Source organism: Streptomyces sp. SID13031, assembly GCF_010548305.1.
In the GTDB taxonomy this organism is placed as follows: Bacteria; Actinomycetota; Actinomycetes; order Propionibacteriales; family Kribbellaceae; genus Kribbella.
Window position 1 is genome coordinate 360,154 of record NZ_JAAGLV010000002.1, and the last position, 22,792, is coordinate 382,945.

Annotated in this window: 24 protein-coding genes; 13 read left to right on the forward strand and 11 right to left on the reverse strand. The window is 67.7% G+C overall.

The window, feature by feature from the left end:
* The first annotated feature begins 6 nt into the window (after window positions 1–6).
* Genes G3I17_RS05825 through G3I17_RS05835 form a run of 3 tightly spaced genes read left to right on the forward strand, consistent with a single transcriptional unit; the run spans window position 7 to window position 2,974 of the window.
* The gene (locus G3I17_RS05825; protein WP_164594820.1) at window positions 7–1,104 is read left to right on the forward strand and encodes a ThiF family adenylyltransferase; all 1,098 of its coding nucleotides are present in this window, start codon (window positions 7–9) and stop codon (window positions 1,102–1,104) included.
* Complete coding sequence (locus tag G3I17_RS05830) at window positions 1,101–2,384, forward strand: PqqD family protein (RefSeq protein ID WP_164594822.1); 1,284 nt, start codon at window positions 1,101–1,103, stop codon at window positions 2,382–2,384. Before G3I17_RS05825 ends, G3I17_RS05830 begins: the two co-directional genes overlap by 4 nt.
* Entirely contained in the window at window positions 2,384–2,974 is a 591-nt protein-coding gene (locus G3I17_RS05835) for a DUF3105 domain-containing protein (RefSeq protein ID WP_164594824.1), read from the forward strand. Before G3I17_RS05830 ends, G3I17_RS05835 begins: the two co-directional genes overlap by 1 nt.
* A gap of 330 nt (window positions 2,975–3,304) precedes the next feature.
* Here the strand turns inward: G3I17_RS05835 and G3I17_RS05840 are convergent, their stop codons facing one another.
* From G3I17_RS05840 to G3I17_RS05850, 4 genes are read right to left on the reverse strand one after another with little or no spacing between them, the layout of a single operon-like run.
* Window positions 3,305–4,756 carry a carboxyl transferase domain-containing protein gene (locus G3I17_RS05840; protein ID WP_164594826.1) on the reverse strand — a complete coding sequence of 484 codons (1,452 nt, stop codon included), beginning with the start codon at window positions 4,754–4,756 and terminating at the stop codon, window positions 3,305–3,307.
* Window positions 4,753–5,745 carry a CoA transferase gene (locus tag G3I17_RS05845; RefSeq protein WP_239062211.1) on the reverse strand — a complete coding sequence of 331 codons (993 nt, stop codon included), beginning with the start codon at window positions 5,743–5,745 and terminating at the stop codon, window positions 4,753–4,755. Before G3I17_RS05845 ends, G3I17_RS05840 begins: the two co-directional genes overlap by 4 nt.
* Window positions 5,738–5,902, reverse strand: coding sequence for a CoA transferase (locus G3I17_RS40440; RefSeq protein ID WP_239062212.1), 165 nt, complete (start codon window positions 5,900–5,902; stop codon window positions 5,738–5,740). The genes G3I17_RS05845 and G3I17_RS40440 overlap by 8 nt, the downstream gene beginning before the upstream one ends.
* A 5-nt stretch (window positions 5,903–5,907) precedes the next feature.
* Window positions 5,908–7,227 (reverse strand): SLC13 family permease, encoded by a 1,320-nt coding sequence (locus tag G3I17_RS05850; protein ID WP_164594828.1) that lies wholly within the window; start codon window positions 7,225–7,227, stop codon window positions 5,908–5,910.
* Window positions 7,228–7,332: 105 nt separating this feature from the next.
* On the opposite strand from G3I17_RS05850, the gene G3I17_RS05855 reads away from it, so the two are divergent.
* Both G3I17_RS05855 and G3I17_RS05860 read left to right on the forward strand, forming a co-directional pair.
* Window positions 7,333–8,034 (forward strand): FadR/GntR family transcriptional regulator, encoded by a 702-nt coding sequence (locus G3I17_RS05855; RefSeq protein ID WP_164594830.1) that lies wholly within the window; start codon window positions 7,333–7,335, stop codon window positions 8,032–8,034.
* On the forward strand, window positions 8,031–8,789 hold the full coding sequence (locus tag G3I17_RS05860) for a sulfite exporter TauE/SafE family protein (RefSeq protein ID WP_164594832.1): 759 nt from the start codon (window positions 8,031–8,033) through the stop codon (window positions 8,787–8,789). The genes G3I17_RS05855 and G3I17_RS05860 overlap by 4 nt, the downstream gene beginning before the upstream one ends.
* Window positions 8,790–8,994: 205 nt before the next feature.
* Here G3I17_RS05860 and G3I17_RS05865 read toward each other — a convergent pair whose 3' ends face one another.
* The 3 genes from G3I17_RS05865 to G3I17_RS05875 all read right to left on the reverse strand — a co-directional run bounded on the left by G3I17_RS05865 (window position 8,995) and on the right by G3I17_RS05875 (window position 11,536).
* Window positions 8,995–9,948 (reverse strand): YdcF family protein, encoded by a 954-nt coding sequence (locus G3I17_RS05865; protein WP_343238217.1) that lies wholly within the window; start codon window positions 9,946–9,948, stop codon window positions 8,995–8,997.
* A 187-nt stretch (window positions 9,949–10,135) separates the two neighbouring features.
* Window positions 10,136–10,525 carry a hypothetical protein gene (locus tag G3I17_RS39685; RefSeq protein WP_203589788.1) on the reverse strand — a complete coding sequence of 130 codons (390 nt, stop codon included), beginning with the start codon at window positions 10,523–10,525 and terminating at the stop codon, window positions 10,136–10,138.
* 198 nt (window positions 10,526–10,723) lie between these two features.
* Window positions 10,724–11,536 (reverse strand): inositol monophosphatase family protein, encoded by an 813-nt coding sequence (locus tag G3I17_RS05875; RefSeq protein WP_164594834.1) that lies wholly within the window; start codon window positions 11,534–11,536, stop codon window positions 10,724–10,726.
* Between the two features lie 65 nt (window positions 11,537–11,601).
* Here G3I17_RS05875 and G3I17_RS05880 point away from each other — a divergent pair, with 65 nt between their 5' ends.
* Window positions 11,602–12,843 (forward strand): D-arabinono-1,4-lactone oxidase, encoded by a 1,242-nt coding sequence (locus tag G3I17_RS05880; RefSeq protein ID WP_164594836.1) that lies wholly within the window; start codon window positions 11,602–11,604, stop codon window positions 12,841–12,843.
* On the opposite strand, the gene G3I17_RS05885 is transcribed toward G3I17_RS05880, so the two are convergent.
* Together G3I17_RS05885 and G3I17_RS05890 are read right to left on the reverse strand one after the other, a co-directional pair.
* Complete coding sequence (locus G3I17_RS05885; RefSeq protein ID WP_164594838.1) at window positions 12,829–13,536, reverse strand: cache domain-containing protein; 708 nt, start codon at window positions 13,534–13,536, stop codon at window positions 12,829–12,831. The genes G3I17_RS05880 and G3I17_RS05885 overlap by 15 nt on opposite strands.
* Before the next feature lie 23 nt (window positions 13,537–13,559).
* Window positions 13,560–14,303 (reverse strand): FCD domain-containing protein, encoded by a 744-nt coding sequence (locus tag G3I17_RS05890; RefSeq protein WP_164594840.1) that lies wholly within the window; start codon window positions 14,301–14,303, stop codon window positions 13,560–13,562.
* Window positions 14,304–14,414: 111 nt separating this feature from the next.
* Here G3I17_RS05890 and G3I17_RS05895 point away from each other — a divergent pair, with 111 nt between their 5' ends.
* Genes G3I17_RS05895 through G3I17_RS05915 form a run of 5 tightly spaced genes read left to right on the forward strand, consistent with a single transcriptional unit; the run spans window position 14,415 to window position 19,835 of the window.
* Window positions 14,415–15,848, forward strand: a complete 1,434-nt coding sequence (locus G3I17_RS05895; RefSeq protein WP_164594842.1) for a gamma-aminobutyraldehyde dehydrogenase — start codon at window positions 14,415–14,417, stop codon at window positions 15,846–15,848.
* A 1-nt stretch (window position 15,849) separates the two neighbouring features.
* Window positions 15,850–16,929 (forward strand): ABC transporter ATP-binding protein, encoded by a 1,080-nt coding sequence (locus tag G3I17_RS05900; protein ID WP_164594844.1) that lies wholly within the window; start codon window positions 15,850–15,852, stop codon window positions 16,927–16,929.
* Window positions 16,926–18,125 carry an ABC transporter substrate-binding protein gene (locus tag G3I17_RS05905; protein WP_164594846.1) on the forward strand — a complete coding sequence of 400 codons (1,200 nt, stop codon included), beginning with the start codon at window positions 16,926–16,928 and terminating at the stop codon, window positions 18,123–18,125. Before G3I17_RS05900 ends, G3I17_RS05905 begins: the two co-directional genes overlap by 4 nt.
* Complete coding sequence (locus G3I17_RS05910; RefSeq protein ID WP_239062281.1) at window positions 18,122–19,006, forward strand: ABC transporter permease; 885 nt, start codon at window positions 18,122–18,124, stop codon at window positions 19,004–19,006. Before G3I17_RS05905 ends, G3I17_RS05910 begins: the two co-directional genes overlap by 4 nt.
* A 19-nt stretch (window positions 19,007–19,025) precedes the next feature.
* The gene (locus G3I17_RS05915; protein ID WP_164594848.1) at window positions 19,026–19,835 is read left to right on the forward strand and encodes an ABC transporter permease; all 810 of its coding nucleotides are present in this window, start codon (window positions 19,026–19,028) and stop codon (window positions 19,833–19,835) included.
* A 187-nt stretch (window positions 19,836–20,022) separates the two neighbouring features.
* Here the strand turns inward: G3I17_RS05915 and G3I17_RS05920 are convergent, their stop codons facing one another.
* Together G3I17_RS05920 and G3I17_RS05925 are read right to left on the reverse strand one after the other, a co-directional pair.
* Window positions 20,023–20,523, reverse strand: a complete 501-nt coding sequence (locus G3I17_RS05920) for a MarR family transcriptional regulator (RefSeq protein WP_164594850.1) — start codon at window positions 20,521–20,523, stop codon at window positions 20,023–20,025.
* Window positions 20,520–21,809, reverse strand: a complete 1,290-nt coding sequence (locus G3I17_RS05925) for a nicotinate phosphoribosyltransferase (protein WP_203589861.1) — start codon at window positions 21,807–21,809, stop codon at window positions 20,520–20,522. Before G3I17_RS05925 ends, G3I17_RS05920 begins: the two co-directional genes overlap by 4 nt.
* A 130-nt stretch (window positions 21,810–21,939) precedes the next feature.
* Here G3I17_RS05925 and clpS point away from each other — a divergent pair, with 130 nt between their 5' ends.
* Window positions 21,940–22,191, forward strand: a complete 252-nt coding sequence (clpS, locus tag G3I17_RS05930) for an ATP-dependent Clp protease adapter ClpS (protein ID WP_343238228.1) — start codon at window positions 21,940–21,942, stop codon at window positions 22,189–22,191.
* Window positions 22,188–22,739, forward strand: a complete 552-nt coding sequence (locus G3I17_RS05935) for a DUF2017 domain-containing protein (protein WP_164594856.1) — start codon at window positions 22,188–22,190, stop codon at window positions 22,737–22,739. Before clpS ends, G3I17_RS05935 begins: the two co-directional genes overlap by 4 nt.
* Window positions 22,740–22,792 lie beyond the last annotated feature (53 nt).

Genomic DNA, 22,792 nt, shown 5'->3' on the forward strand with positions numbered 1-22,792 from the left:
AAAGCGATGTTGCGGCCACGGATCAAAGGCATCCACAAGCCCGTCCGGCTGACGCCGACGCTGATCAACATCGGCGGCCGGCAGCTCGGGATCGGCGCCGAGATCGACGACGAGGACGGCGACCGCTGGCTGTTGATGGGCCTGATGGACGGCACCCGGACCCGCGAGGAGATCGTCGCGACGGTCATCGCCGTGCACCCTGACCTGTGTCCGGCCGAGATCACCGACTCGATCCAGGGCCTGATCGACGCCGGCTACGTCGAGGACGCCGCCGGGCCACCTCCCGCCAACCTCAGCCCGGCCGAGATCGAGCGCTACGACCGCGCCACCACCTACTACTCGTGGGTCGACCTGACCCCACGCCCCAGCCGGCACGACGTACAGAGTCGCCTGAAGTCCAGCAGCGTCGTGGTGCTCGGCCTGGGTGGTACAGGGTCGGCGGTCGCCTCGTCGCTGGTGGCAGCCGGCGTCGGTACCGTGCACTGCGTCGACTTCGACACCGTCGAGGTCGGCAACCTCACCCGCCAGCTGCTCTACACCGAGGACGACCTCGGCAAGCCCAAGGTCCCGGTAGCAGTCGAGCGACTCAGCCGGATGAACCGGCATGCCGTCGTCACCGGCGAGGAGAAGCAGGTCTTCAACATCGAAGACGTGGCAGCTCTCATGCACGACCGCGACCTGCTGGTGCTGTGCGCCGACCAGCCGCAGAAGCTGATCCGCGAGTGGACCAACGAAGCCGCGCTGCGCACCGGCACTCCCTGGATGCTCGCCCAGTACGCCGGTCCGATGGCGGTGATCGGACTCTTCATCCCCGGAACCACCTGCTGCCAGGCGTGCCTGGCCAGCATGACCGACGTGATCCGGAAGCGGTACGGCCAGGAGCCCGAGGACCTGTTCCCCTTCGACGGCCACGCGGTGATCGCACCGACGGCGAACCTCACCGGTCACATGGCCGCGATGGACGCCGTCTATCACCTCGGCGGGATCCCGACCAGCACGGCCGGCCGGATGTTCCACCTGAGCCTCACCGACCTGACCTACCACTACGTCGTCACGCCCAGGTCCGGGGAGAAGTGCGACACCTGCGGCTGGGTGGGCGAATGACGCTGGCCGCCCTCGACGCGACGAGCCGGCCGAGTGTTGGGCACCTCCTGGTGCGTAAGGAGGACGAGGACGAGTTCGTCCTCGGCAATCCGGCGACAGGACGATTCGTCGTCGTACCGGAGGCAGGCGCGCGGCTGATCGAGTTGCTGGCCGCCGGGCAGACCGTCGCCGAGGTGGCCGACGTGCTGGAGCTGGAGCTCGGCGAGCCCGTCGACGTGGTCGACTTCGTCGAGATGCTCGTCGAGGCCGGCCTCCTGGACGAACGCGAGGCCGCTGGGGAGGCCGCGGCCGAGCGGGTCGAGGAGGCCGAGCCGGGCAAGAAGGTCAAGTACTGGGTGGTCTCGAAGATCCCGCCGTGGGTGGTGAAACCCCTGTTCGGCAAGGCCGCCTGGACGTTCTACGTGGGCTGCCTGGTCGCGACGCTGGCGATGTTCGCCACCGATCACTCGCTACTGCCGAGCTATGAGGACGCCTTCGTGGTGACCGACATCCTGCTCAGCGTGATGATCACCAACGTGGTCGTGATGGGCCTCGCCGTCGTGCACGAGATCTGGCACGCCTTCGCCGGCGCGGCAGCCGGCGTACGGTCGCAGCTGCGGCTCGAGCGACGTGGCATCTTCACCGTGCTGGAGACCGACCTGACCGGTCTGTGGGCGTTGCCGCCCGCCAAGCGCTACAGCCCCTTCCTGGCCGGGATGGCGTTCGACTCGTTCGTCCTGTTCGCCGCAGTCGCGCCACGGTTCGCCTGGTCGCGCGGCTGGATCGACCTCAATCCGAACCTGGTCCGCTTCCTCGCCATGCTGGTGCTCAGTCAGGTCGGCAAGCTCGCCTTCCAGACGATGGCGTACCTGCGGACCGACATGTATCTGGTGATGGCCACCGCGACCGGCTGCAAGAACCTGCATCAGGTCACCCGCCTCGGCCTCAAGAGGCTGATCCGCAAACTCACCCCGCTGGAGCAGAGGCTCCTGCGCGAAGCTGACGCCAAGGATCTCCGGGTGGCGCGCTGGTACCGGCTGCTCTATCTGGCCGGGATCATCTGGATGGGCTGGTTCGCCTGGACCTTCATCCTGCCGGCCGCCAAGGTGACGCTCGGCTGGGCGTCCGGCGTGATGGTCGGCGCGCCGGTCTTCAGCTTCTACTGGTGGGAGGGCATCGCCTTGATCGCGTTCGCCGTGGTCAACCTGACCGCGCCGCTGATCGTTGCTCTGCGCAACAGGATCCGGGCTCGCCGGGCGGCCGCTGTGGTGGCTGCCGAAGCAGCGGCGGTGCCGGCCTGATGAAGACCACGCGCAAGTGGGGGCTGCTGATCAGCGCGATCGTCGTCGGCCTGAGCGTGCTGACCATGTCGGGGCTCGCGTTCGGAGTCCTGTTGGGGTCGTTCGCCGACAAACCCGCGCTGGCCTGCGACCAGGTCCCCGGCACCCCGCAACCGTTCGAGGGCAAACGCCACATCGCGTACGACGGAGAGGCGCACGACCCGTATCGCTCGATGCCGCCGACGTCCGGGCCGCACTCGCCTCGCGTGGTGCCGCCGGGCATCTACCGCAAGCCGGTCGCGGAGGAGCTGCAGGTCCACGTACTCGAGCACGGACACGTGTTGCTGCAGTACGCGCCCGACGTACCGGCCGAGGTCGTCGACGACCTGGAGCGGCTGGGACGGAAGTATCCGCGCGACGTGGTGGTGGCGCCGTATCCGAAGCTCGGCCACGGCATCGCGCTCAGCGGCTGGCAGCGCTCGCAACGCCTCGACTCGCTGGACGAGGCGGCGATCGTCGCCTTCGTCACCAAGGTGCCCGGCCGCTACAACCACCAATGGCGCAACGGCGCCACCGACTGTCTGCCGCCCCATCCGCCAGACGAGAACTAGCCGGCAGACGGCGAGAACTAGCCACCGAACGGCGAGAACTGACGACGGGTAGGCCCTGAGGAGGCGCCTACCCGTTCATGTCGCTGGTTACTTACGGCCCTGTTTCGTCGGCGGGATGATCGTGCTGTCACCCGAGGCCGACTTCGGCTGTTTGGGTTGCTTGGGTTTGCGGACTTCGCGTCCGCCCTTGTTCTTCGCCATGGAATGCTCCCGGGTGAGGATGTCGCGTGGGCTGCCTGAGCTCAGAAGAGCCTCGTGCGCCGCGGAACTCCTGGTCCCCGGTGGTTACCCCTGAAGGTACACCCAGCACCGCAGCAGCTGTTGGGTTCGTTACGACGCAAGAGTGGTGAGCTGGGCCGCGCATTCTGCGGCGAGGGCCTTCGCGAGGGACTCGGGAGTGTCGTCGTCGGGCTCGGGGACGACGCGGTGGACGGTGCCTGTCGCGTGCAGATCCGTTGCGGTGATCCGTTGGGTCGAAGCCATCGCGGCGGCGTGGGTGGTGTCGCCGTACATGATCGTGCTCGCGCCTTCGGGTGGGAGGGGTGCGAGCCAGGAGTGTTCGGCGGCGATCACGGTGCTTGCGGGGAGCAACGCCAAAGCGCCGCCGCCGGTGCCCTGGCCGAGCAGGACGGAGATGGTCGGCACGTCGAGGGTGGCGAGGGTGGCGATGCATCGGGCGATCTCCGCGGCGACTCCGCCTTCCTCGGCGGCGGGGGAGAGTTCCGCGCCGGGGGTGTCGATCACGGTGACGAGGGGGAGGCCGAGGTCTTCGGCCAGGTGCATGCCGCGACGGGCCTGCCGCAACGCGGTCGGTCCCATCGGCTTGTCCTGCGAGCGATCCTGGCCGACGAGGACGCACGGCTGTCCGTCCAGGCGGGTCAATGCGACCAGGATGCTCGCGTCCGGTTCGGTCAGCCGGACGGTGCTCGTTGCTCCGTGGCGCAGGAGTTCCCGGACGCCGATGCGATCGGGGCGCCTGGTTCGCAGTACGGAGTCCCAGCCATCGGCCGGTCCGGGTATTCCTGTACGTCTGGTCAGTACGGGCGCGGTCGGGGGATCGACCAGGACGGCCAGTGCTCGGTCGAGGAGGACGGGCAGGTCGGCGGCCGCGACGACGCCGTCGATCACACCGTGCGCGGCGAGGTTCTCGGACGTCTGTACGCCGGCCGGGAACGGCTTGCCGTACAGGGCTTCGTAGACCTTCGGTCCGAGGAAGCCGACCAGCGCGCCGGGCTCCGCGACGGTGATGTGCCCGAGCGATCCCCACGAGGCGAACACGCCGCCGGTGGTGGGATGGCGCAGATGCACGAGATAAGGCAACCCGGCTGCCTTGTGGGCCATCAGTGCGCGCGAGATCCGTACCATCTCGACGAAAGCGGGCGCGCCCTCCTGCATCCGGGTCCCACCGGAGGCGGTCGACGCGAGGATGGGCAGTCGCTCGGCGGTCGCGCGGAGTACGGCGTCCGTGATCCGCCCGGCAGCGGCCCGGCCGATCGACCCACCCAGGAAGGCGAACTCACTCGCCACCACCGCAACCGGCCGACCGCGCATCAACCCTCGCCCGGTCAGTACCGCCTCGTCGGTCCCCGCTCGCTTCGCAGCCGCTTCAAGCTGCTCCCGGTACGACGAACCGCTGGACGACGAACCGCTGGACGACGAGCCGGTGGACGACGAACTGCTGGACCGCGACTCGTCGTGCCCGGACTCGCGCTCGATCGGCCGGTCCCACGACTCGAACGATCCCGGGTCGAGGACCACCTCGATCAGTTCGCGCGCGCTCATCGCAGCCACTCCCTGATCGCGTCGCCGTGCTGGTCCAGCGTCGGGGGAGCAGCATGACCAGTCTGCGTCGTCTCCGCGTCACCCTGGAAGAAGCGCAACGGCGGACCCGGCAGTTGCAGCGCGCCGAGAGTCGCGTGCTCGACATCGATGAGGAGGCCTTGGCTCGCTGTCTGGTCCCATGCGTAGACCTCATCCAGCCTGCGGACCTTGCCGGCCGGGATCCCTGCCTCGCTCAGCTTCTCCAGCAACGCTTCCGCGGTCCACTCCGCGAACGCCGTCTCCACCACTTCGATGACCCGCTCGCGCTGCGCCACCCGCTCGGCGTTCGTCGCCAGGCCTTCGTCGGCGATCCCGAACGCCGTACAGAACCGTTGCCACAGGCCAGCACTTCCCACGGCGATCTGCACGGCTCCATCGGCGCACCGGAACAGCCCGTACGGCGCGATCGACGGGTGGTGATTGCCTTGAGCAACCCCAACCTCGCCGGCCACGGTGTACCGGGTGCCCTGGAACGCGTGCACGCCGACGATGGCCGCGAGCAACGAAGTACGGACGACACTGCCGACGCCGGTACGGTCGCGTTCGTGGAGTGCGGCGACTACTCCATACGCGCCGTACATGCCGGCCAGCAGGTCCGCGATCGGCGTCCCGACGCGTTGCGGATCGTCCGGTCCCGAGCCGGTCAGCGACATCAGCCCAGCCTCGCCCTGCGCGATCTGGTCGTAGCCGGCCCGGCCGCCCTCAGGTCCGTCGTGGCCGAACCCGGTGATGGACAGGACGACGAGCCGGGGGTTCCGTTCGCGCAACTCGGTGATGCCCAGACCGAGGCGCTCGAGGACGCCGGTACGGAAGTTCTCGACGAGGACGTCGGCGCGATCGATCAGCTTGAGCAGCAGGCCGTGGTCGGTCTCGGCCTTGAGGTCGAGCGCGATGGATTCCTTGTTGCGGTTGGCCGACAGGAAGTACGTCGACTCTCGCGGCTCACCCACGAAGGGGGGACCCCAGCTGCGGGTGTCGTCGCCGGTTCCGGGCGCCTCGACCCTTGATCACCCGGGCGCCCAGGTCGCCGAGCATCATGGTCGCGTGCGGACCTGCGAGCGCGCGGGACAGGTCCACCACGAGTACGCCGTCGAGCGGCCCGGCCATCCCGGTCACCATTCCGGCAGTACCAGCGCGGCCCAGACCAGTAGTGGTCCGACCACCACGACGACCGTGCTGTAGAGGAGAATCTGCCGGTAGTAGACGGGTTCCGGGATCGAGTCGGGTCTGTTCGCGAGCATCAGCGCGCCGTTGGTGGAGAACGGGCTGACATCCACGATGGTGGAGGCGATCGCCAGCGCCGCGACGAAGAAGCCGGCGTGGATCCCGCCGTTGGCGATCAGCGGCACGGCGATCGGGATGATCACCGGCAGCAACGCGGTCGACGATGCGAACGCGGAGACCACCCCGCCGACGTAGCAGAGGATCAGCGCGCCGATCGCCGCGGCGCCGAGCCCGGCCGCCCACTTCCCGACGAACTGCGGCGAGCCCGCCTGGGTCAGGATCGCCGCGTAGGTGCTGACGCCGGCGACGAGCAGCACGGTCGGCCAGGCGATCTGCTTGACGGCGTCCTTGTGCTCCTTGGGCGCGAGCATCGCGAGGATGACAGCGGCCGTGATGGACACGAACCCGATGTTCTTGTCGAAGACCAGTGCGACCAGGGCGACGCCGACGAAGGCGATCAGCGTGAGCACCTGATCCCGCCGGACGCCGAGCGCCTGGGTGCCGGTCGGCGCGGTAGTACCGGTGCCCCGGGCCGGGACGGTCGCGCCGCCGCGGTGGAGATCGTCGGCCAGCGTGTCCGGATCGTTCGGGTCGACGCGCTGGGCCATCAGCTTCCGGCCGCCGAACAGGACGAACAGGATCGTCGCCATCACCAGGTTGACGCCGAGGCTGGCCAGGAAGACGGTCAGTTCGCTGGAGGGCAGGTTGTTCTGCTCCATCACCGAGTTGGTGATCGTGCCGTAGATGCTGATCGGCGAGAAGCCGCCGCCCTGCGCGCCGTGCACGACGAACATGCCCATCATCAGCGGATTGATCTTGTACCGCCCGGCGAACCCGAGCGCGATCGGGCCGATGATCGCGCAGGCGGCCGGGCTGGCGGCGCCGATCGAGGTCAGCAACGCGGTGACGGCGAACATCACCCAGGGGATCAGCGCGACCCGGCCGCCGACGGCCTTCACCGCACTGCTGACTATCAGGTCCACGGTGCCGTTGTTCTTGGCGATCGCGAACAGGTACGTGACGCCGATCAGGGTCAGGACCAGATCACCGCTGACGCCGGCCAGGATCTCCTTCTCGCTCAGGTCCAGCGAGTACATCCCGACGAGCCACGCCGCGACATACGCGAGCGCGCCCATGTTGATCGGCAGCAACGTGCCCAGCACGAACAGCGCGACAAGCGCGAGGATCGCTACCCACTCTGGTCCCATGATGGTGGTCCTTCACTCCGGGGCGGAAGTATGTCTCCAGCGTTTGAGCTGGATCACTGGCCTAGCCAATAGCTCAATGACCCAATTGTCAATAAGCTCTCTGTCATGGCAGACGATCGCTTTCCCCGTCCGGTACTGCGCACCCGTCTGTACGAGCAGGTCGCGGAGCAGATCACGGCCTGGATCGGATCGAACGGACTCGGCGCCGGCGATCGGCTCCCCCCGGAGCGTGAACTGGCCGTCCGGTTGGGGGTGAGCCGGGCGACTCTGAGCCAGGCGCTGGTCGCGTTGGAGGTGATCGGCGTGGTGGTGGTCCGGCATGGTGACGGGACCGTGCTGACTGATCGGGCCCGGACGGGTGCGGTGATCGACGCGATCCGCGCACATGCGGACCGGCTGCCCGAGATCATCGAGGCGCGTGACGCGCTGGAGTCGAAACTCGCTGCGCTGGCCGCAGTACGGCGTACCGACGCAGATCTCGCCGCCATCCGCGCCGCGTTGGAGGAGATGGAACGCGACATCACGGCCGGCGGACGCGGGGTCGAGGGTGACGAACTCTTCCACGGAGCCGTCACCCGGGCGGCCCGATCGGAACTGCTCGCACAGATGATGGGCGCGCTGGAGGACCTGATCAAGGAGACGCGCCTGGAGTCGCTGTCCCAGCCAGGTCGCCCCCGCGAATCCCTCGCCGGCCACCAGCGAATAGCCGACGCAATCGCCGCCGGCGATCCACAAGTAGCAGCCGTGGCCATGCACGAACACGTCATGCTGGTCAGTGATGTAGCCCTACTCCGCGAGGAGCTGTGACGGGGCTGGAGCACCTTGCGATCATCGGCGCCGGACTCGGCGCTGGCCTGCTGACCTCGACCGTCGGGGTCGCTTCGCTGCTGAGCTTCCCGGTGTTGATTGCCCTCGGCATCCCACCGGTGGTCGCCAACGCATCGAACACTGTCGGGCTGATCCCTGCCGGGCTGGGCGGATCGCTCGGCTACCGACGAGAGCTCCGAGAGCAACCGCACATCACCTGGTTCGTCGTACTGACCTGTGCGATCGGCTCCATCGGCGGCGCCGTCCTACTCCTGGCGTTGCCTTCCGATGTCTTCGAAGCAGCCGTCCCCTGGCTGATCCTCTTCACCTGCCTGCTCGTCGGCGCCCAGCCCTGGATCTCCAGCTGGCTCCGCTCCCGCAAACCGGCCGACCACGGCCCGCGCACCAAGCTCTCTCCCGCCACCACCTTCTTCGCTGCCCTGACCGGCGTCTACGGCGGCTACTTCGGCGCCGGCTCCGGTGTCATGATGATGGCCGTCCTGAGCCTCGGCCTTGACCTGGAACTCCGCATCGTCAACGCCCTCAAAACCCTGGCCATCCTGGCAGCCAACGTAGTCGCGGGCCTGATCTTCGTCTTCGTTGCCGACCTCAACTACACCGCCATCGGCCTACTCGCCGCCGGCTCCCTCATCGGCGGCTACACCGGCTCCCACATCGGCCGCCTCCTCCCGCCCACCCTCCTCCGCATCCTGATAGTCCTGGCCGGCATCACCGCCGCCGTCACCATGCTCTGAGCCGCGGCACGGCTAGCCCACCTGCTCGCGGATAAGCCGTCGCACGGCCTCAGCCCGGCAGCGAGCGGAGTGGCTGTACACAAGGGCAGGAAGTAGTCGGGCGTTCGGCCTGGCGCCACGCTCACGGAGGCGGTGCCCGGCCGCAGTACGGGCACTACTTCCTGCCGTTATGCACGCTTTTGCGCTCGCTGTGCAGCCGGGCTGATCAGAAGACCAGTTCGCCGAGGCCGCGGAGGAAGATCAGGCTGATGATGATGCCGTTGATCCATTTGTGGTCGGCCAGGACGGCGATGAACTCGCGGATCGTCGCGCTCGGCCAGAAGTAGGCGGCGGTGGGCGAGCCGAGCACCTGGCCGTTGACTTTCGCCTTGCGGGCGGTGAAGGCGGCGCGCAGCGCGTGGTAGTTGTTGGTGACGATCAAGCACCGGTACTTCGGCTTGAGCTCGGCCATGATCGCGCGGCTGAAGGTGAGGTTCTCGAAGGTTGACGTCGACCGGTCCTCGCGGAGCACCTGGTCGGCCGGTACGCCGTGGTCGACCAGGTACGCCGCCATCGCGTGCGACTCGGGAATGTCCTCGCCGGGACCCTGTCCGCCAGAGGTGATCAGCAGCGGGGTACGGCCTTTGGTGCGGGCCCGCTGCCAGGTTAGCTGCGCGCGGTCGAGCCGGCTCGCCAGCAGTGGCGGGACGCGGGTGCCACGGATGCCGGAGCCGAGGACGACGATGAAGTCGACCTTGCGGGAGGCCCGGATCCGCGCATAGACGAACGAGTACGCCAGGAAGCAGACGAACAGGAACGAGATGTAGGTGAGCACCGCGATCAGCGTCTCCCGGATCGTCTCCAGCGCCGGCGACGCCAAGGTCTGCACCGCCACGCTGAACAGGACGAACGCGATGATGCCGAGACCCGCCAGCAGCGACAGCAGGTTCGCCGGCCGATGCCCTTCGCGTCTCCACATCGTCACGCCGTTGGCGGTCAGGAAGATCGCGAGCAGGAAGATCGCCACCGGGATGGCAACCAGGACCGCGACCACCAGCAGTCGCGCCGCGGGCTCGTACACCGCGTCGATCGCGAACACCGTACCGATCCCGGCGAACATGATCGTGAGCACCAGGTAGACGCCGTTGCGCAACACCCGCCGGTCCCGAATCCAGGTCACCAGAAACAGTAGAAACCAGATCCCGGCGATCCCGAAAGAGATGATCATCAGCTGGTCATCAAATCATGGTCCGCAATCAGGGATCCGGCGACAGGCCGGGACTTGCGTTCATCGGTGCCTGGAGGGCTGCTCGGCGGAGCGGCCGCCGGCCTGGTCGACCAGGCCGCTCCGTTGGCGGCGGTGTCCGTCAGGCGGGCTTGGTCAGCGAGGGGATCGTTGCCTTGTGCAAGCTCTTGATGACGTTCAGGGTCTTCGGGTCGCCGGCGCGGCCCTTGTCGTTGAACTTGCCTGACCAGATGTAACCGCCGTAGCTGGTCAGGAACGACGCGCCGTAGACCTTCCGCTCCGCGCCGACCGGCTTGATGTACGGCGTACCGGCCGCCTTCATCGCGGTCTTCAGCGTGGACAGCTTGTACTTCCGGATGCCGTTGGTGCTGCCCTGGACGAATGCCCAGCCGTTGCTGGTGGTGATCCCGCCGCCATGCGTGGCGTCGATCGCGACGACGCCGACCGTCTTGTTGGTGGCCGGATCGATCCCGATGATCTGCGAGCGCGCACCCGCGCGGTACGCCGTCACGAGTAGCAGGCTCTTTCTTGCCGTTCCAGTTGAACCAGGTGCCGATGCCCTGCGGCGTGTAGCTGGCCAGGTTCGGCACCGCGGCGCTCGCGCTGAAGCGGGCGTCGTAGACCTTCGACCGCGGACGGCCCGTCGTAGAAGTCCTTGCCGCCGACCGCGGTGCTGCAGCTGATCGCCGCGGCGGTCGCCCGACAGTAGCTACTTCTGGAGGTCGCCGGCGAAGCGGTTGAGGACGATCGGGTCCAGATCGTCTGTGTAGGCGACGTAGTTGGGCTGGTCCCAGCCGTCGCCGCCGAAGGGGAGGTAGTGCCCGCCGGCTTGCTGCACGATGAGCTGGGCGGCGCAGACGTCCCACGCGCTGATCCGCGTACCGAGCGTCGCGTCGGCCCAGCCGGCCGCCACATGCGAGATGCTGAGGGCGGCACTACCCGGCCGCCGCAACGTCCCGTAGGCCTTGACGAGGTCGGCGAAGCCGGACAACGCGGCCTCCGAGCCGGGGCCGAGGTCGCGCGCGGCGGGGTAGCTCGTGAGCAGCATCGCTTCGGCTTCCTGCTTGGCGCCGGACGAGCGCAACAAGTTGCCGTTGAGCCAGGCGCCGGACAGATCGGCGGTGAAGAGGTGACCGGCCATCGGGTCCAGCACAGCGCCGGCGATGACGCGCCCGTCGAGGACCGCGCCGATCGAGGTACAGAAGAAGGCGAGTCCGCGGGCGAAGTTCGCCGTACCGTCGATCGGGTCGACGTACCAGGTCACCTCGCCGGTGCCCTCGTGAGCGCCGTCCTCCTCGCCGACGATGGTGCTGCCGGGGAAGCGGTTGGTGAGCAACCCCGAGATGGCCTGCTCGGCCCGCCGGTCGTGCACGGTCACCGGATCGTGCTTGTCGCGCTTGAACTCGATGTCCATCCCACTGCGGAAAGCGAGCCGTAGATCATCGGCGACCAGCCGCGCGGCCTCGGCGGCGGTGGCGGACAGCTCCTGGGCGTAAGCGATCAGGTCATCGTCAGAGGGCATGCGCCTCAACCTATCCGAGGCCGTATGGAAGGCTGCGAGCAGACGAGCGAAGGGCAGTGGGGCGGATGACGACGAACTGGGCAGGCAACATCACCTTCTCGGCGGAGGTCCGGACGCCGCGGACCTTGCCCGAGCTGCAGGAGCTGGTGCGGTTGTCGGAGCACGTGCGAGTGCTGGGCAGCGGGCATTCCTTCAACCGGATCGCGGACACCACCGGCACGCTGGTCTCGGTCGCGGGCCTGCCCAGGATGGCCGCGCTCAACGCTGAAGACGACACCGTGACCATCGCGGCCGGCCTGCGGTACGGCGAAGTGACGGCGTATCTGCAGGACGAAGGGCGGGCGCTGCACAACCTCGGCTCGCTGCCGCACATCTCCGTCGCGGGCGCGTGCTCCACCGGTACGCACGGCTCCGGCGACGCCAACCGCCCACTCGCGGCCGCTGTCACCAGCACCACCTTCATCGCCGCCGACGGCGAACTCGTCACCCTCACCCGCGACCACCCCGACTTCCCCGGCTCGATCATCTCGCTCGGTGCGCTCGGGGTGACCGTCGAGCTGGAGCTCGAGACGCAACCGTCGTACGAGATCAGCCAGGTCGTGTACGACGGCCTGCCGGTGGCGCGCCTCGGTACGGACTTCGAGGAGATCTTCTCGAGCGCCTACAGCGTGAGCGCCTTCACCGACTGGGTCGATCCGGACGTGATGGTCTGGCGCAAGATGCTCGCCGGTACTCCGTACGAGCAATCCTGGCTGGATGCCCGCGTCGCCGATGGAGCCCGCCACCCGATCAAGGCGATGCCCGCCGACTTCGCCACCCAGCAAGGCGGCCTGGCCGGGCCATGGAATGAACGGCTCCCGCATTTCCGCCTCGAGTTCACCCCGAGCAACGGCGAGGAACTGCAGTCGGAATACTTCGTACCGCGAGCAGCCGCAGCCCAGGCCTTCGAGGAGTTGAAGGCCCTCGGCCGGCGGCTGGCCCCGGTCCTGCAGATCTCCGAGGTTCGTACGATCGCCGCCGACGACCTCTGGCTGAGCCCGAGCCAGGGCCGCGACACCGTAGCCTTGCACTTCACCTGGATCCAGGACGAGACAGTGGTCCGCCCAGTCGTCGCCGCACTCGAAGAAGCCCTGCTGCCGTTGGGCGCGAGACCACATTGGGGCAAGGTCTTCACAGCTGACGCAGCCACTCTTCGCGAGTGCTACCCGAAGGTCCCCGACTTCATCGAGCTCGCCGCGAAGTACGACCCCGAGGGCAAGTTCCGCAACGACTACGTGGACACGTACCTACCGTCACAGATCCACTAGCCGAAGCGGCAGATCCTCGATCTCATAGGTTGTCGAAGTTGCCTTGAGCAACGTGCCGCTGACGTGCCGGGCACTGTTGCTCAGGACAACTCGGCCCTGGGCGTTGACGATCGCCATCGTGCGACCGGCCGCGCGCAGGCAGGGGAGAACGGCCTTCTCGAAGGTGAAGACCTTCAGGTCCGCGCCGGCGACCCCGACGAACTCATCGCCATGATGGATCGGCACCGTGAACGTGAGCGTGTAGTCGTCGGTGCACAGGTAGTCGACGTACGGCCCGGTGATGTGCCGGCGCCCGGTGCCGCGCGGTACGTCGTACCAGGGCAGGGATTCGTAGTCGTAGAAGTTCTCGCCGCGCGGATCGGTGTCGACGACGAGTCGCTCGGGCGTGCCGTTGCGCAGCATGAACCACTCGAGCCACCAGCGTGAATCGGCCAGCGCATCAACAGCCGCGACATACCCGGCGCCCTGGATCCGCCCGTCCGGATCGGCCAGGCCCGGCAGCACCAACGCACCGACGCCGGCCAGATCAGTACGCCGTACCGCCTCCTGCCGGCCGAATACCTCTGTCACCTCGGCCGCGATCCGGGTGGCCAGGCCGAACGCCTCGCCGGCCACCGTGCCGACCAACTGCTGGATGGCCGCGACGCCGGGATCCTCGGCGAGCGCGACGGGATGCGTCACCTGTTCGCTCACGGTCCGTCCTCCATGCCTCACGGTCAGTCTTCCAGAGTCAGTCTGAGGTCGATCAGTCGTGCCGTCGAGTCCGCCACGCGTTCCTCGGCCGCGGCGCGGGCGGCTTCGCTGTCACCGCGTCCGATCGCGGAGACCACTTCGCGGCAGCTCTGCACGGTCAGCCGGTGGCTCTCGTCGTCGCCGAAAGCCAGCCAGAGCAGGGTTCCGACCTCGGCCTGCAGGCTGACCTCGGCGCGGTAGAGCCGGGTTGACTGCGCCGTCGCGGCAACTTCGATGTGGAACTGGGCATCGGCCCGACGCCTGGCGCCCGCGCCTTCGGCATGCTCCAACGCGTCGCAGACCCCGGTCAGCCGATCGACGTCCTCAGGCGTCGCGCGCTCGGCCGCGAGGCGAGCGGCCGTACCGGCGATGGCGGAGTAGTGGTCGCCGAGGTCGCGCAGATCGGCGAGGCTCAGCTCGTCCAGCCGGTCGCGGACGATCTCGGTGGAGATCTTCTCCTGCGCCCGGACGAAACTGCCGCCGCCACGGCCGCGCCGGGTGTCGATCAGCCCGCGCAACCTGAGTGACGACAGGGCTTCGCGGATGGTCGTGGTCGAGACGCCGAAGATGCCGGCCAGGTCGGCCTCGCCGGGGAGTTGCTCGGCATCGGGCAGCAAACCGAGCGCGATCGCGTCGGTGAGCCGCCGGGCGACCAGCTCGGACCGGCTCAGCGACTCCAGCGGCGCGAACACCGCCGCCGCCCCACTCCCGTAGAACCGCAGCGCCACGCCCCCACCTCCCAGCAACAGCTCCGACACGTTTCCGGAGTATTCAAGCCGATCGCTTGAACTTTAACATCTGATTTCATATGTTTAGCGCCCTGAGTCGGAGGAGCGTTCATGCGAATCGTTCGGAATCTGATCAACGGGACACCCCGGGACGCGCTCTCAGGCGCCACCAGTGAACTGGTCGATCCGGCCACGGGTAAGGCGTTCGGGACGGCGCCGCTGTCCGGAGCCGAAGACATCGACCTGGCTTACCGCGCCGCCGCCGACGCCGCGCCTGGTTGGGCCGCGGCCACGCCATCGGACCGGCAGCGCGGCCTACTGAAGCTCGCCGACCTGATCGAGGCTCGTGGCAACGACCTCGTCATCGCCGAGTCGCAGAACACCGGCAAGCCGCTCGAGCTGACCCGCACCGAGGAACTCGCAGTACTGATCGATCAGCTGCGCTTCTTCGCCGGTGCTGCCCGAATGCTGGAAGGCAAGTCGGCTGGTGAGTACCTGGCCGGGCATACCTCCTATGTACGGAGGGAGCCGATCGGCGTCGTCGGTCAGATCACGCCGTGGAACTACCCGATGATGATGGCGATCTGGAAGTTCGCCCCGGCCCTTGCCGCCGGCAACACCGTCGTCCTCAAACCGGCTGAGACGACCCCGGTGAGCACGGTGATGCTGGCCGAGCTCGCGGCGGAGATCCTGCCGCCCGGAGTGCTCAACGTCGTCTGCGGTGACCGCGACACCGGCCAGTCGCTGGTCGAGCACCCGACGCCACAGCTGGTCAGCATCACCGGCTCGACCCGCGCCGGCATGCAGGTCGCGAGTACCGCGGCGCTCGACCTCAAACGCACCCACTTGGAGCTGGGCGGTAAAGCACCGGCGGTCGTCTTCGAGGATGCGGACCTCGCGGCGGCAGCCGAGGCGATCGGCGTCGGCGGCTACTTCAACGCGGGCCAGGACTGTACGGCGGCCTGCCGGGTGCTCGTGCACGAAAGCCAGCACGACGCGTTCGTCGAAGCCCTCGCCGGCTGGGCGCGCGACAACGCGAAACCGGGGTTGGCCGATGACGAGGATGCGCTGTTCGGTCCGCTGAACAACGCGATGCAGCTCGAACGGGTCCGTGGCTTCCTGGCGCGCAAGCCCGCGCATGCGTCCGTAGTACTGGGTGGTGAACGGTCGGGTGGTGCGTTGGCCGACGGGTTCTTCCACGACGCGACGATCGTCACCGGGTTGCGGCAGGACGACGAGATGATCCAGGACGAGGTGTTCGGGCCGGTGATCACCGTGCAGACCTTCGCTGACGAGGCCGAGGCGCTGCGGATGGCCAACGGCGTGCAGTACGGGCTGGCGTCGAGTGTCTTCACAACCGATCACAGCCGGGCGCTGAGGATGTCGGCGGCGCTCGATTTCGGGTGCGTGTGGATCAACACCCATATCCCTTTGGTGGCCGAGATGCCGCACGGTGGGTTCAAGCATTCGGGCCATGGCAAGGATCTGTCGATGTACGGCCTGGAGGACTACACCCGGGTCAAGCACGTGATGTCGGCGATCTGAGATGACAGTGACCGAGACCAAGACGGCGACCGCGATCAGCCTGCGCGGGCTGACCAAGACCTTCGGCGACGTCACCGCCGTCGACGGGATCGACCTGGACCTGGCGGAGGGCGAGTTCTTCTCGATGCTCGGGCCGTCCGGTTCGGGCAAGACGACCGTCCTGCGGATGGTGGCCGGCTTCGAGACGCCGACGGCCGGGCAGGTGCTCCTCGGCGGAGTCGACGTCACCGCGCTACCGCCGTACGCGCGGGATGTGAACACGGTCTTCCAGGACTATGCGCTGTTCCCGCACATGAGCGTGCTGCAGAACGTCGAGTACGGGCTGCGGGTGAAGCGGGTCGAGCGTCGCGAACGCCGGAAGCGAGCGGTGGAGGCGCTGGAAACCGTACGGCTGCAGGGGTTTGCGGAAAGGCGCCCTCATCAACTATCCGGTGGTCAACGGCAACGAGTCGCGCTGGCCCGCGCGCTGGTCAACCGGCCGAAGGTGCTGCTGCTGGACGAGCCGCTCGGCGCGCTCGATCTGAAGCTGCGCCGGGAGATGCAGATCGAGCTGAAGGCGATGCAGCGCGAGGCGGGCATCACCTTCGTCTTCGTCACCCACGACCAGGAGGAGGCGCTGACGATGAGCGACCGGATCGCCGTCTTCAACGGTGGCCGGATCGAACAGCTCGCCGCACCGGCCGAGCTCTACGAACACCCCGCGACGGCCTTCGTCGCGGGCTTCGTCGGTACCTCGAACCTGCTGGAAGGGGAGGTCGCGGTCGCAGTACTCGGCACCGCCGGGACCTTCACCGTCCGGCCCGAGAAGATCAGGATGCTGCCTGTCTCCGCTGTGGTGGAGACAGATGGCTGTACGGCGACCGGGGTGGTTCGTGAGGTCGTCTATCTGGGGTCGGCGACGCAGTCGGTCGTCGACCTCGACGCGGGCGGAACGCTGCTCGTTCTGGAGCAGAACGCGCAGGGCTCCGCCGAGGGCAGCCTGGGCCGCCGGGGGGAAGCAGTCCGGCTCAGCTGGCGCCGTGAACACGCAGTGTCCATCTCCGACCAAACCCCTATCTCCTCAGTCAGGGAGCTCCGATGAAGAAACTCACTCTGCTCGTGGGCCTGAGCGCCCTCACCTTGGTGGCAGCCTCCTGCGGTACGTCGGACGACAGCTCCGGCGGCGCCCAGAGCGACGCCGGCTTCACCGCGCCGGACCTGCCGAAACTCGACAAGCTCGGCGCCGGCGAGGGCAAGCTGAGCGTGCTCGCCTGGCCCGGCTATGCCGAGGACGGCTCGAACGATCCGAAGGTCGACTGGGTCAGCTCGTTCGAGAAGAAGACCGGCTGCCAGGTGACCGTGAAGACGTTCGGTACCTCCGACGAGGCCGTCAGCCTGATGAAGACCGGCCAGTACGACGTGGTGTCGGCGTCGGGCGACGCGTCGCTGCGGCTGATCGCCGGTGGCGTGGTCGAGCCGGTCAACACCGATCTCGTGCCCAACTACTCCGACGTCTACCCGTTCCTGAAGGACCGGCCGTGGAACTCGGTGAAGGGCCAGATGTACGGCATCCCGCACGGGTACGGCGCGAACCTGCTGATGTGGCGGACCGACAAGGTCACCACTCCACCGACCAGCTGGAGTGCGGTGTTCGAGGCCGATTCGCCGTACAAGGGCAAGGTGACGGCGTACGACTCGCCGATCTACATCGCCGACGCCGCGATGTACCTGATGGCCAAGAAGCCCGACCTGGGGATCAAGAACCCCTACGCGCTGGACGACACCCAGCTGCAGGCGGCCGTCGACCTGCTGAAGCAGCAGAAGACGTTGGTGTCGGAGTACTGGTCGGACTACCTCAAGGAGGTGCAGGCGTTCACCAGCGGCAATTCGGTGATCGGCACCACCTGGCAGGTGATCGCGAACGTGGCGACCGGCGAGAAGGTCCCGGTCCAGGTGACGGTCCCGACCGAGGGCGTCACCGGCTGGTCGGACACCTGGATGCTCAGCGCCACCTCGAAGAACAAGAACTGCGGCTACCTGTGGATGGACCACATCGTCAGCCCGGAGGCGAACGCGGCCGTCGCCGAGTACTTCGGTGAGTCGCCCGCCAACGGCAAGGCCTGCGCGCTGACCGCGGACAAGACGCACTGCACCACCTTCCATGCCGGTGACCAGGCCTACTCCGAGAAGATCTGGTACTGGACCACCCCGATCGAGCAGTGCCTCGACGGCCGTACCGATGTCAAGTGCACCGACTACGGCAAGTGGACCCAGGCGTGGACCCAGATCAAGGGCTGAGCACAGGGCTTGCCAGTGGGGCGGTACGGCGCGGCAACGTGCTGTACCGCCATCCCAGGCTCCGGCTGGGGTTGTTGCTCGGGCCGCCGATGGCGTGGCTCGGGGTGGCGTATCTGGGTGCGCTGGCGGCCTTGTTCGTGACAGCGTTGTGGTCGCAGAACAGTTTCACCGGGGCGATCGAGCGGGACTGGTCGCTGGACAGTTTCCGGACGCTGTTCACGGTCGAGGTGTACCGGACCATTGCGCTGCGGACGATCGGGGTCGCCGTCCTGGTGACCGTGATCGACGCTGTGGTCGCTTTTCCGATCGCGCTCTACATGTCGAAGGTGGCGCGGCCGGGGTTGCGGCGGTTCCTGCTGGTCGCCGTTCTGATGCCGTTGTGGGCGAGCTATCTGGTCAAGGCCTATGCGTGGCGCGGGATGTTCTCCGAGGGTGGGCTGGTGTCGTCGCTGTTCGGCCTGGTCGGGCTGGACTCGCCCGGTTATGGGCTGACGGCAACGATCGTCACACTGTCCTATCTGTGGTTGCCGTACATGATCCTGCCGATCTATGCCGGGCTGGAACGGTTGCCCAACTCGTTGCTGGAGGCATCGGCCGACCTCGGTGGGAGGACCGCGGCGACGGTACGCCGGATCGTGTTGCCGGTGGTCTTCCCGGCGGTGGTGGCGGGGTCGATCTTCACCTTCTCGTTGTCGCTGGGTGACTACATCGCCGTCCGGATCGTCGGCGGCACCAACCAGCTGCTCGGCAATGTCGTCTACGACAACGTGGGGGCGGCGAACAACCTGCCCTTCGCGGCGGCGGTGGCGACCGTGCCGGTCGTGGTCATGCTGGTCTACCTGGCCGCAGTACGGCGTACCGGCGCGATGGAGTCGCTATGACCGCAACGGAGTTGCTCTTATGACGCTGTCCCGGCCGACCAAGATCTTGTTGCGCGTCTTGACCGCGTTGATCCTCGGCGTGATCTATGTACCGCTCGGGTTGGTGTTGATCAACTCGTTCAATGTGAACAAGACGTTCGCGTGGCCGCCGCGCGATCTCACCCTGGAGTGGTGGAAACGCGCGGCCGAGAGTCAGGGCGCGCTGGACGCGCTCTGGGTGAGTGTGCGGGTGGGGATCGCCGCGACGGTGATCGCGCTCGTGCTCGGCACGATGATCGCGTTCGCCCTGCAGCGGTACAGCTTCTACGGCCGCGACGCGGTCTCGCTGCTGGTCATCCTGCCGATCGCGCTGCCGGGCATCGTCACCGGGATCGCCCTGAACAACGCGTTCCGGACGATCTTCGGCTGGCAGCTGGGTTTCATCACGATCGTGGTCGCGCACGCGACGTTCTGCATCGTGACGGTCTTCAACAATGTGATCGCGCGGCTTCGGCGTACCGGCGTGCAACTGGAACAGGCATCGGCGGACCTCGGCGCCTCAGCCTTCACCACCTTCCGCCTGATCACCTTCCCACTGCTGCGCTCGGCTCTGCTGGCAGGCGCGTTGCTCGCCTTCGCCCTCTCCTTCGACGAGATCATCGTGACGACCTTCACGGCGGGCGCCCAGCAGCAAACCCTCCCGATCTGGATTTTCAACAACCTCTTCCGCCCCAACCAGGCCCCGATCGTCAACGTGATCGCCGCCGCGATGATCGTGATCTCGATCATCCCGGTCTGGCTGGCCCAGAAACTCTCCGGCGACCCCGAATCCCTGGGCGCCGGCCGCTGACGGTGGAACAGAAGCGGATGCCGATGGCAACCAGTTGCGGAATGGGAAAGTGTGCATAACGGCAGGAAGTAGTGCCCTTACTGCGGCCGGGCGCCGCCTCCGTGAGCGTGGCGCCAGGCCGAACGTCCGACTACTTCCTGCCCTTGTGTACAGCCACTGCGCCCCAAAGGCGGGTCCGCCTTTGGGGTCAGCCGGGGAGTTCTTCGATGTTGCCGGTGATTGTCCAGAGGAGGTTGCGGAGGTGGCGGCGGTCTTCGGGGGTGATGTTCTGGCAGGCCCGGTCGCCGGCCTGGGTGTGGAGTCGGCCGACGGTTTGGGCTACCTCGGTGCCGTGCGGGGTCAGTTCGATGCTGACTTTGCGGGCGTCGGTGTCGTTTTTCAGGCGGCGGACGAGGCCTGCGGCTTCCATGCGCTGGGTGGTGCGGGTCGCGGTGGGGACCTCTACGTCCAGGACCTTGGCGAGTTGGGCGACCGGGAGGGAGCCGTGGTGGAGCAGTTTGGCGAGGACGATCTCCTGGCCGGTGTGGACGCCGGTGCCTGCTAGTTCGTCGCCGATGGCCTTGCGGGCCGCGCGGTCGGCGAAGCGCAGGGCGATCAGGATGTCGCTGCCGCTGGCGGGCGCCTCCGGGTCCCAGCGCGGGGCGGCGGCGGGCGTAGTACCGGCTGCCTCGGGTCCGGCGGTGCTCATCTGTTGCTCCGGGGCGCGAACGGGTTGCGGGCGGTGAGGTCGCCGATGTATTCGGTCGGGATGGCAGGCTCGCCGCGGCTGAGCTGGCTGGCGCTGCGGGGGAGCTCGTCGCGAACCTTGAGGTGGTGCGCCTGCGACTCGGCTGGCGTGGTGCGGCCGATGATCTTGCCCGCCTCGACCAGCGGCTTGAGGAGTTCGCGGTCGTCGCCGTCGTCCACCGGCGGCTGGCCGACGCCGATCAGCTCCACTTCGGCGACCCCGGCCGCGCTTCGCCGGCGTAGTGCGTACTTGCGGCCGCCGATCGAGATCTTGTCCGGGCTCTTCTTCGCCACCGGCACCATCGTGCCGCCGGCGTCCTCGCGGGCGACCAGCTTGTAGACGAAACCGCAGGTCGGGTAGCCGCTACCGGTCACCAGCGACGTGCCCACGCCGTAGCCGTCGACGGAGGCCGGGGCGAGCGCGGCGATCTGGTACTCGTCGAGGTCGCTCGTCACGATCACCCGGGTCTTGGTCGCACCCAGGGCGTCGAGCTGCTCGCGCACCTGACCGGCCAGCGACGGCAGGTCACCGGAGTCCAGCCGTACTGCTCCCAGCTCGGTGCCGGTCACCTCGATCGCGGTCCGTACCGCTTCGGTCAGGTCGTAGGTGTCGACCAGCAGCGTCGTTCCCTTGCCGAGGGCATCCACCTGGGAGACGAACGCGTCCCGCTCGGTGTCGTGCAGCAGCGTGAACGAGTGGGCGGCGGTACCGGCGCTCGGGATGCCGAACCGGCGGGCCGCCTCCAGGTTGGAGGTGGTCGCGAAGCCCGCGATGTACGCCGCGAGCGCGGACGCGACCGCCGCCTCCTCGTGGGTGCGCCGCGAGCCCATCTCGATACAGGGCCGGCCGCCGGCCCACCAGGTCATCCGGGAGGCGGCCGAGGCGACCGCGGAGTCGTGGTTCAGGATCGACAGGAACACGGTTTCCAGCAGCACCGCCTCGGCGAAGCTCGACTCCACCACGAGGACCGGCGAGCCCGGGAAGAAGATCTCGCCGTCGGCGTACCCGACGATGTCGCCGGTGAACCGGTAGTCGGCCAGCCAGTCGCGGGTAGCCTGATCGACGATGCCCCGGTCGGCCAGGAAGGCGATCGTCTGCTCGTCGAACCGGAACGCCTCCAGCGCGTCCAGGAGCCGGTTCACGCCCGCGACCACGCCGTACCGGCGTCCGTCGGGCAGGCGGCGGGCGAACAGCTCGAAAACCGAGCGGCGGTGCGCCGTGCCGTCGGCCAGGCTGGCCTGCAGCATGGTCAGCTCGTAGTGGTCCGTCAGCAAGGCTGTCGTAGCGTTCACAAGGGCAGCCTATTGCGAGCCGAGAACCCATGATGGAGAGAATGGCCCAGTGACCACCGCACCGAGCGAACTCGCGAGCCCCGAAATCGACGAGGCGATCGAGTTGAGCCCACCGTGGGTGACCATCGTCTGGAACGACCCGGTGAACCTGATGGACTACGTCACCTTCGTCTTCCAGACCCATTTCGGCTACTCCAAGGCCAAGGCGGAGAAGCTGATGATGCAGGTCCACGAAGAGGGCAAGTCGGCCGTCTCGAACGGCAACCGCGAGGCGATGGAACGCGATGTCGAAGCCATGCACCACTACGGCCTGTGGGCCACCTGTGAGAAGTCGTGACGAGGTTCCGTAAGCGCAAGAAGACCGTGATCGTCAGTTTCGCCGACCACGAGGCGGACATCCTGGCGAACCTGCTCCGCAACCTGGTCGAGCTCCTGTACGACGGGATGCCACCGCGCGCCGCCGAGTCGAGCGACCCGCTGGCCGCGCTGCTCGACAACGACGGGCCGACCTCGCCGCCGGAGGACGTAGTACTGCAGCGGCTGCTGCCGGACGCGTACAAGGCCGACGACAACGCGTCGGCGGAGTTCCGGCGCTTCACCGAGCGCGGCCTCCGCGACAACAAGGCCTCCGACGCCAAACGCGTCCTGGAGGCCCTCGAGGCGCATCCCGAGGACGGCATCCCGCTCGAAGGCGACGACCAGCTCGCCTGGCTCCGGGCCCTCAACGACCTCCGCCTGGCTATCGGCACCCGCCTGGACATCAAGGAAGAGGACGACTACGGCGTCTGGGAAAAACTCCCCGACGACGACCCCCGCCGCCTCACCTACGACCTCTACGACTGGCTCGGCTACCTCCAGTCAGCGCTTCTCCACAACATCCGCTGAAAGGCAGAAGCGGGGAGGTGGCGAGGCTCGGCTGACACTTGTCCACAGCGTCG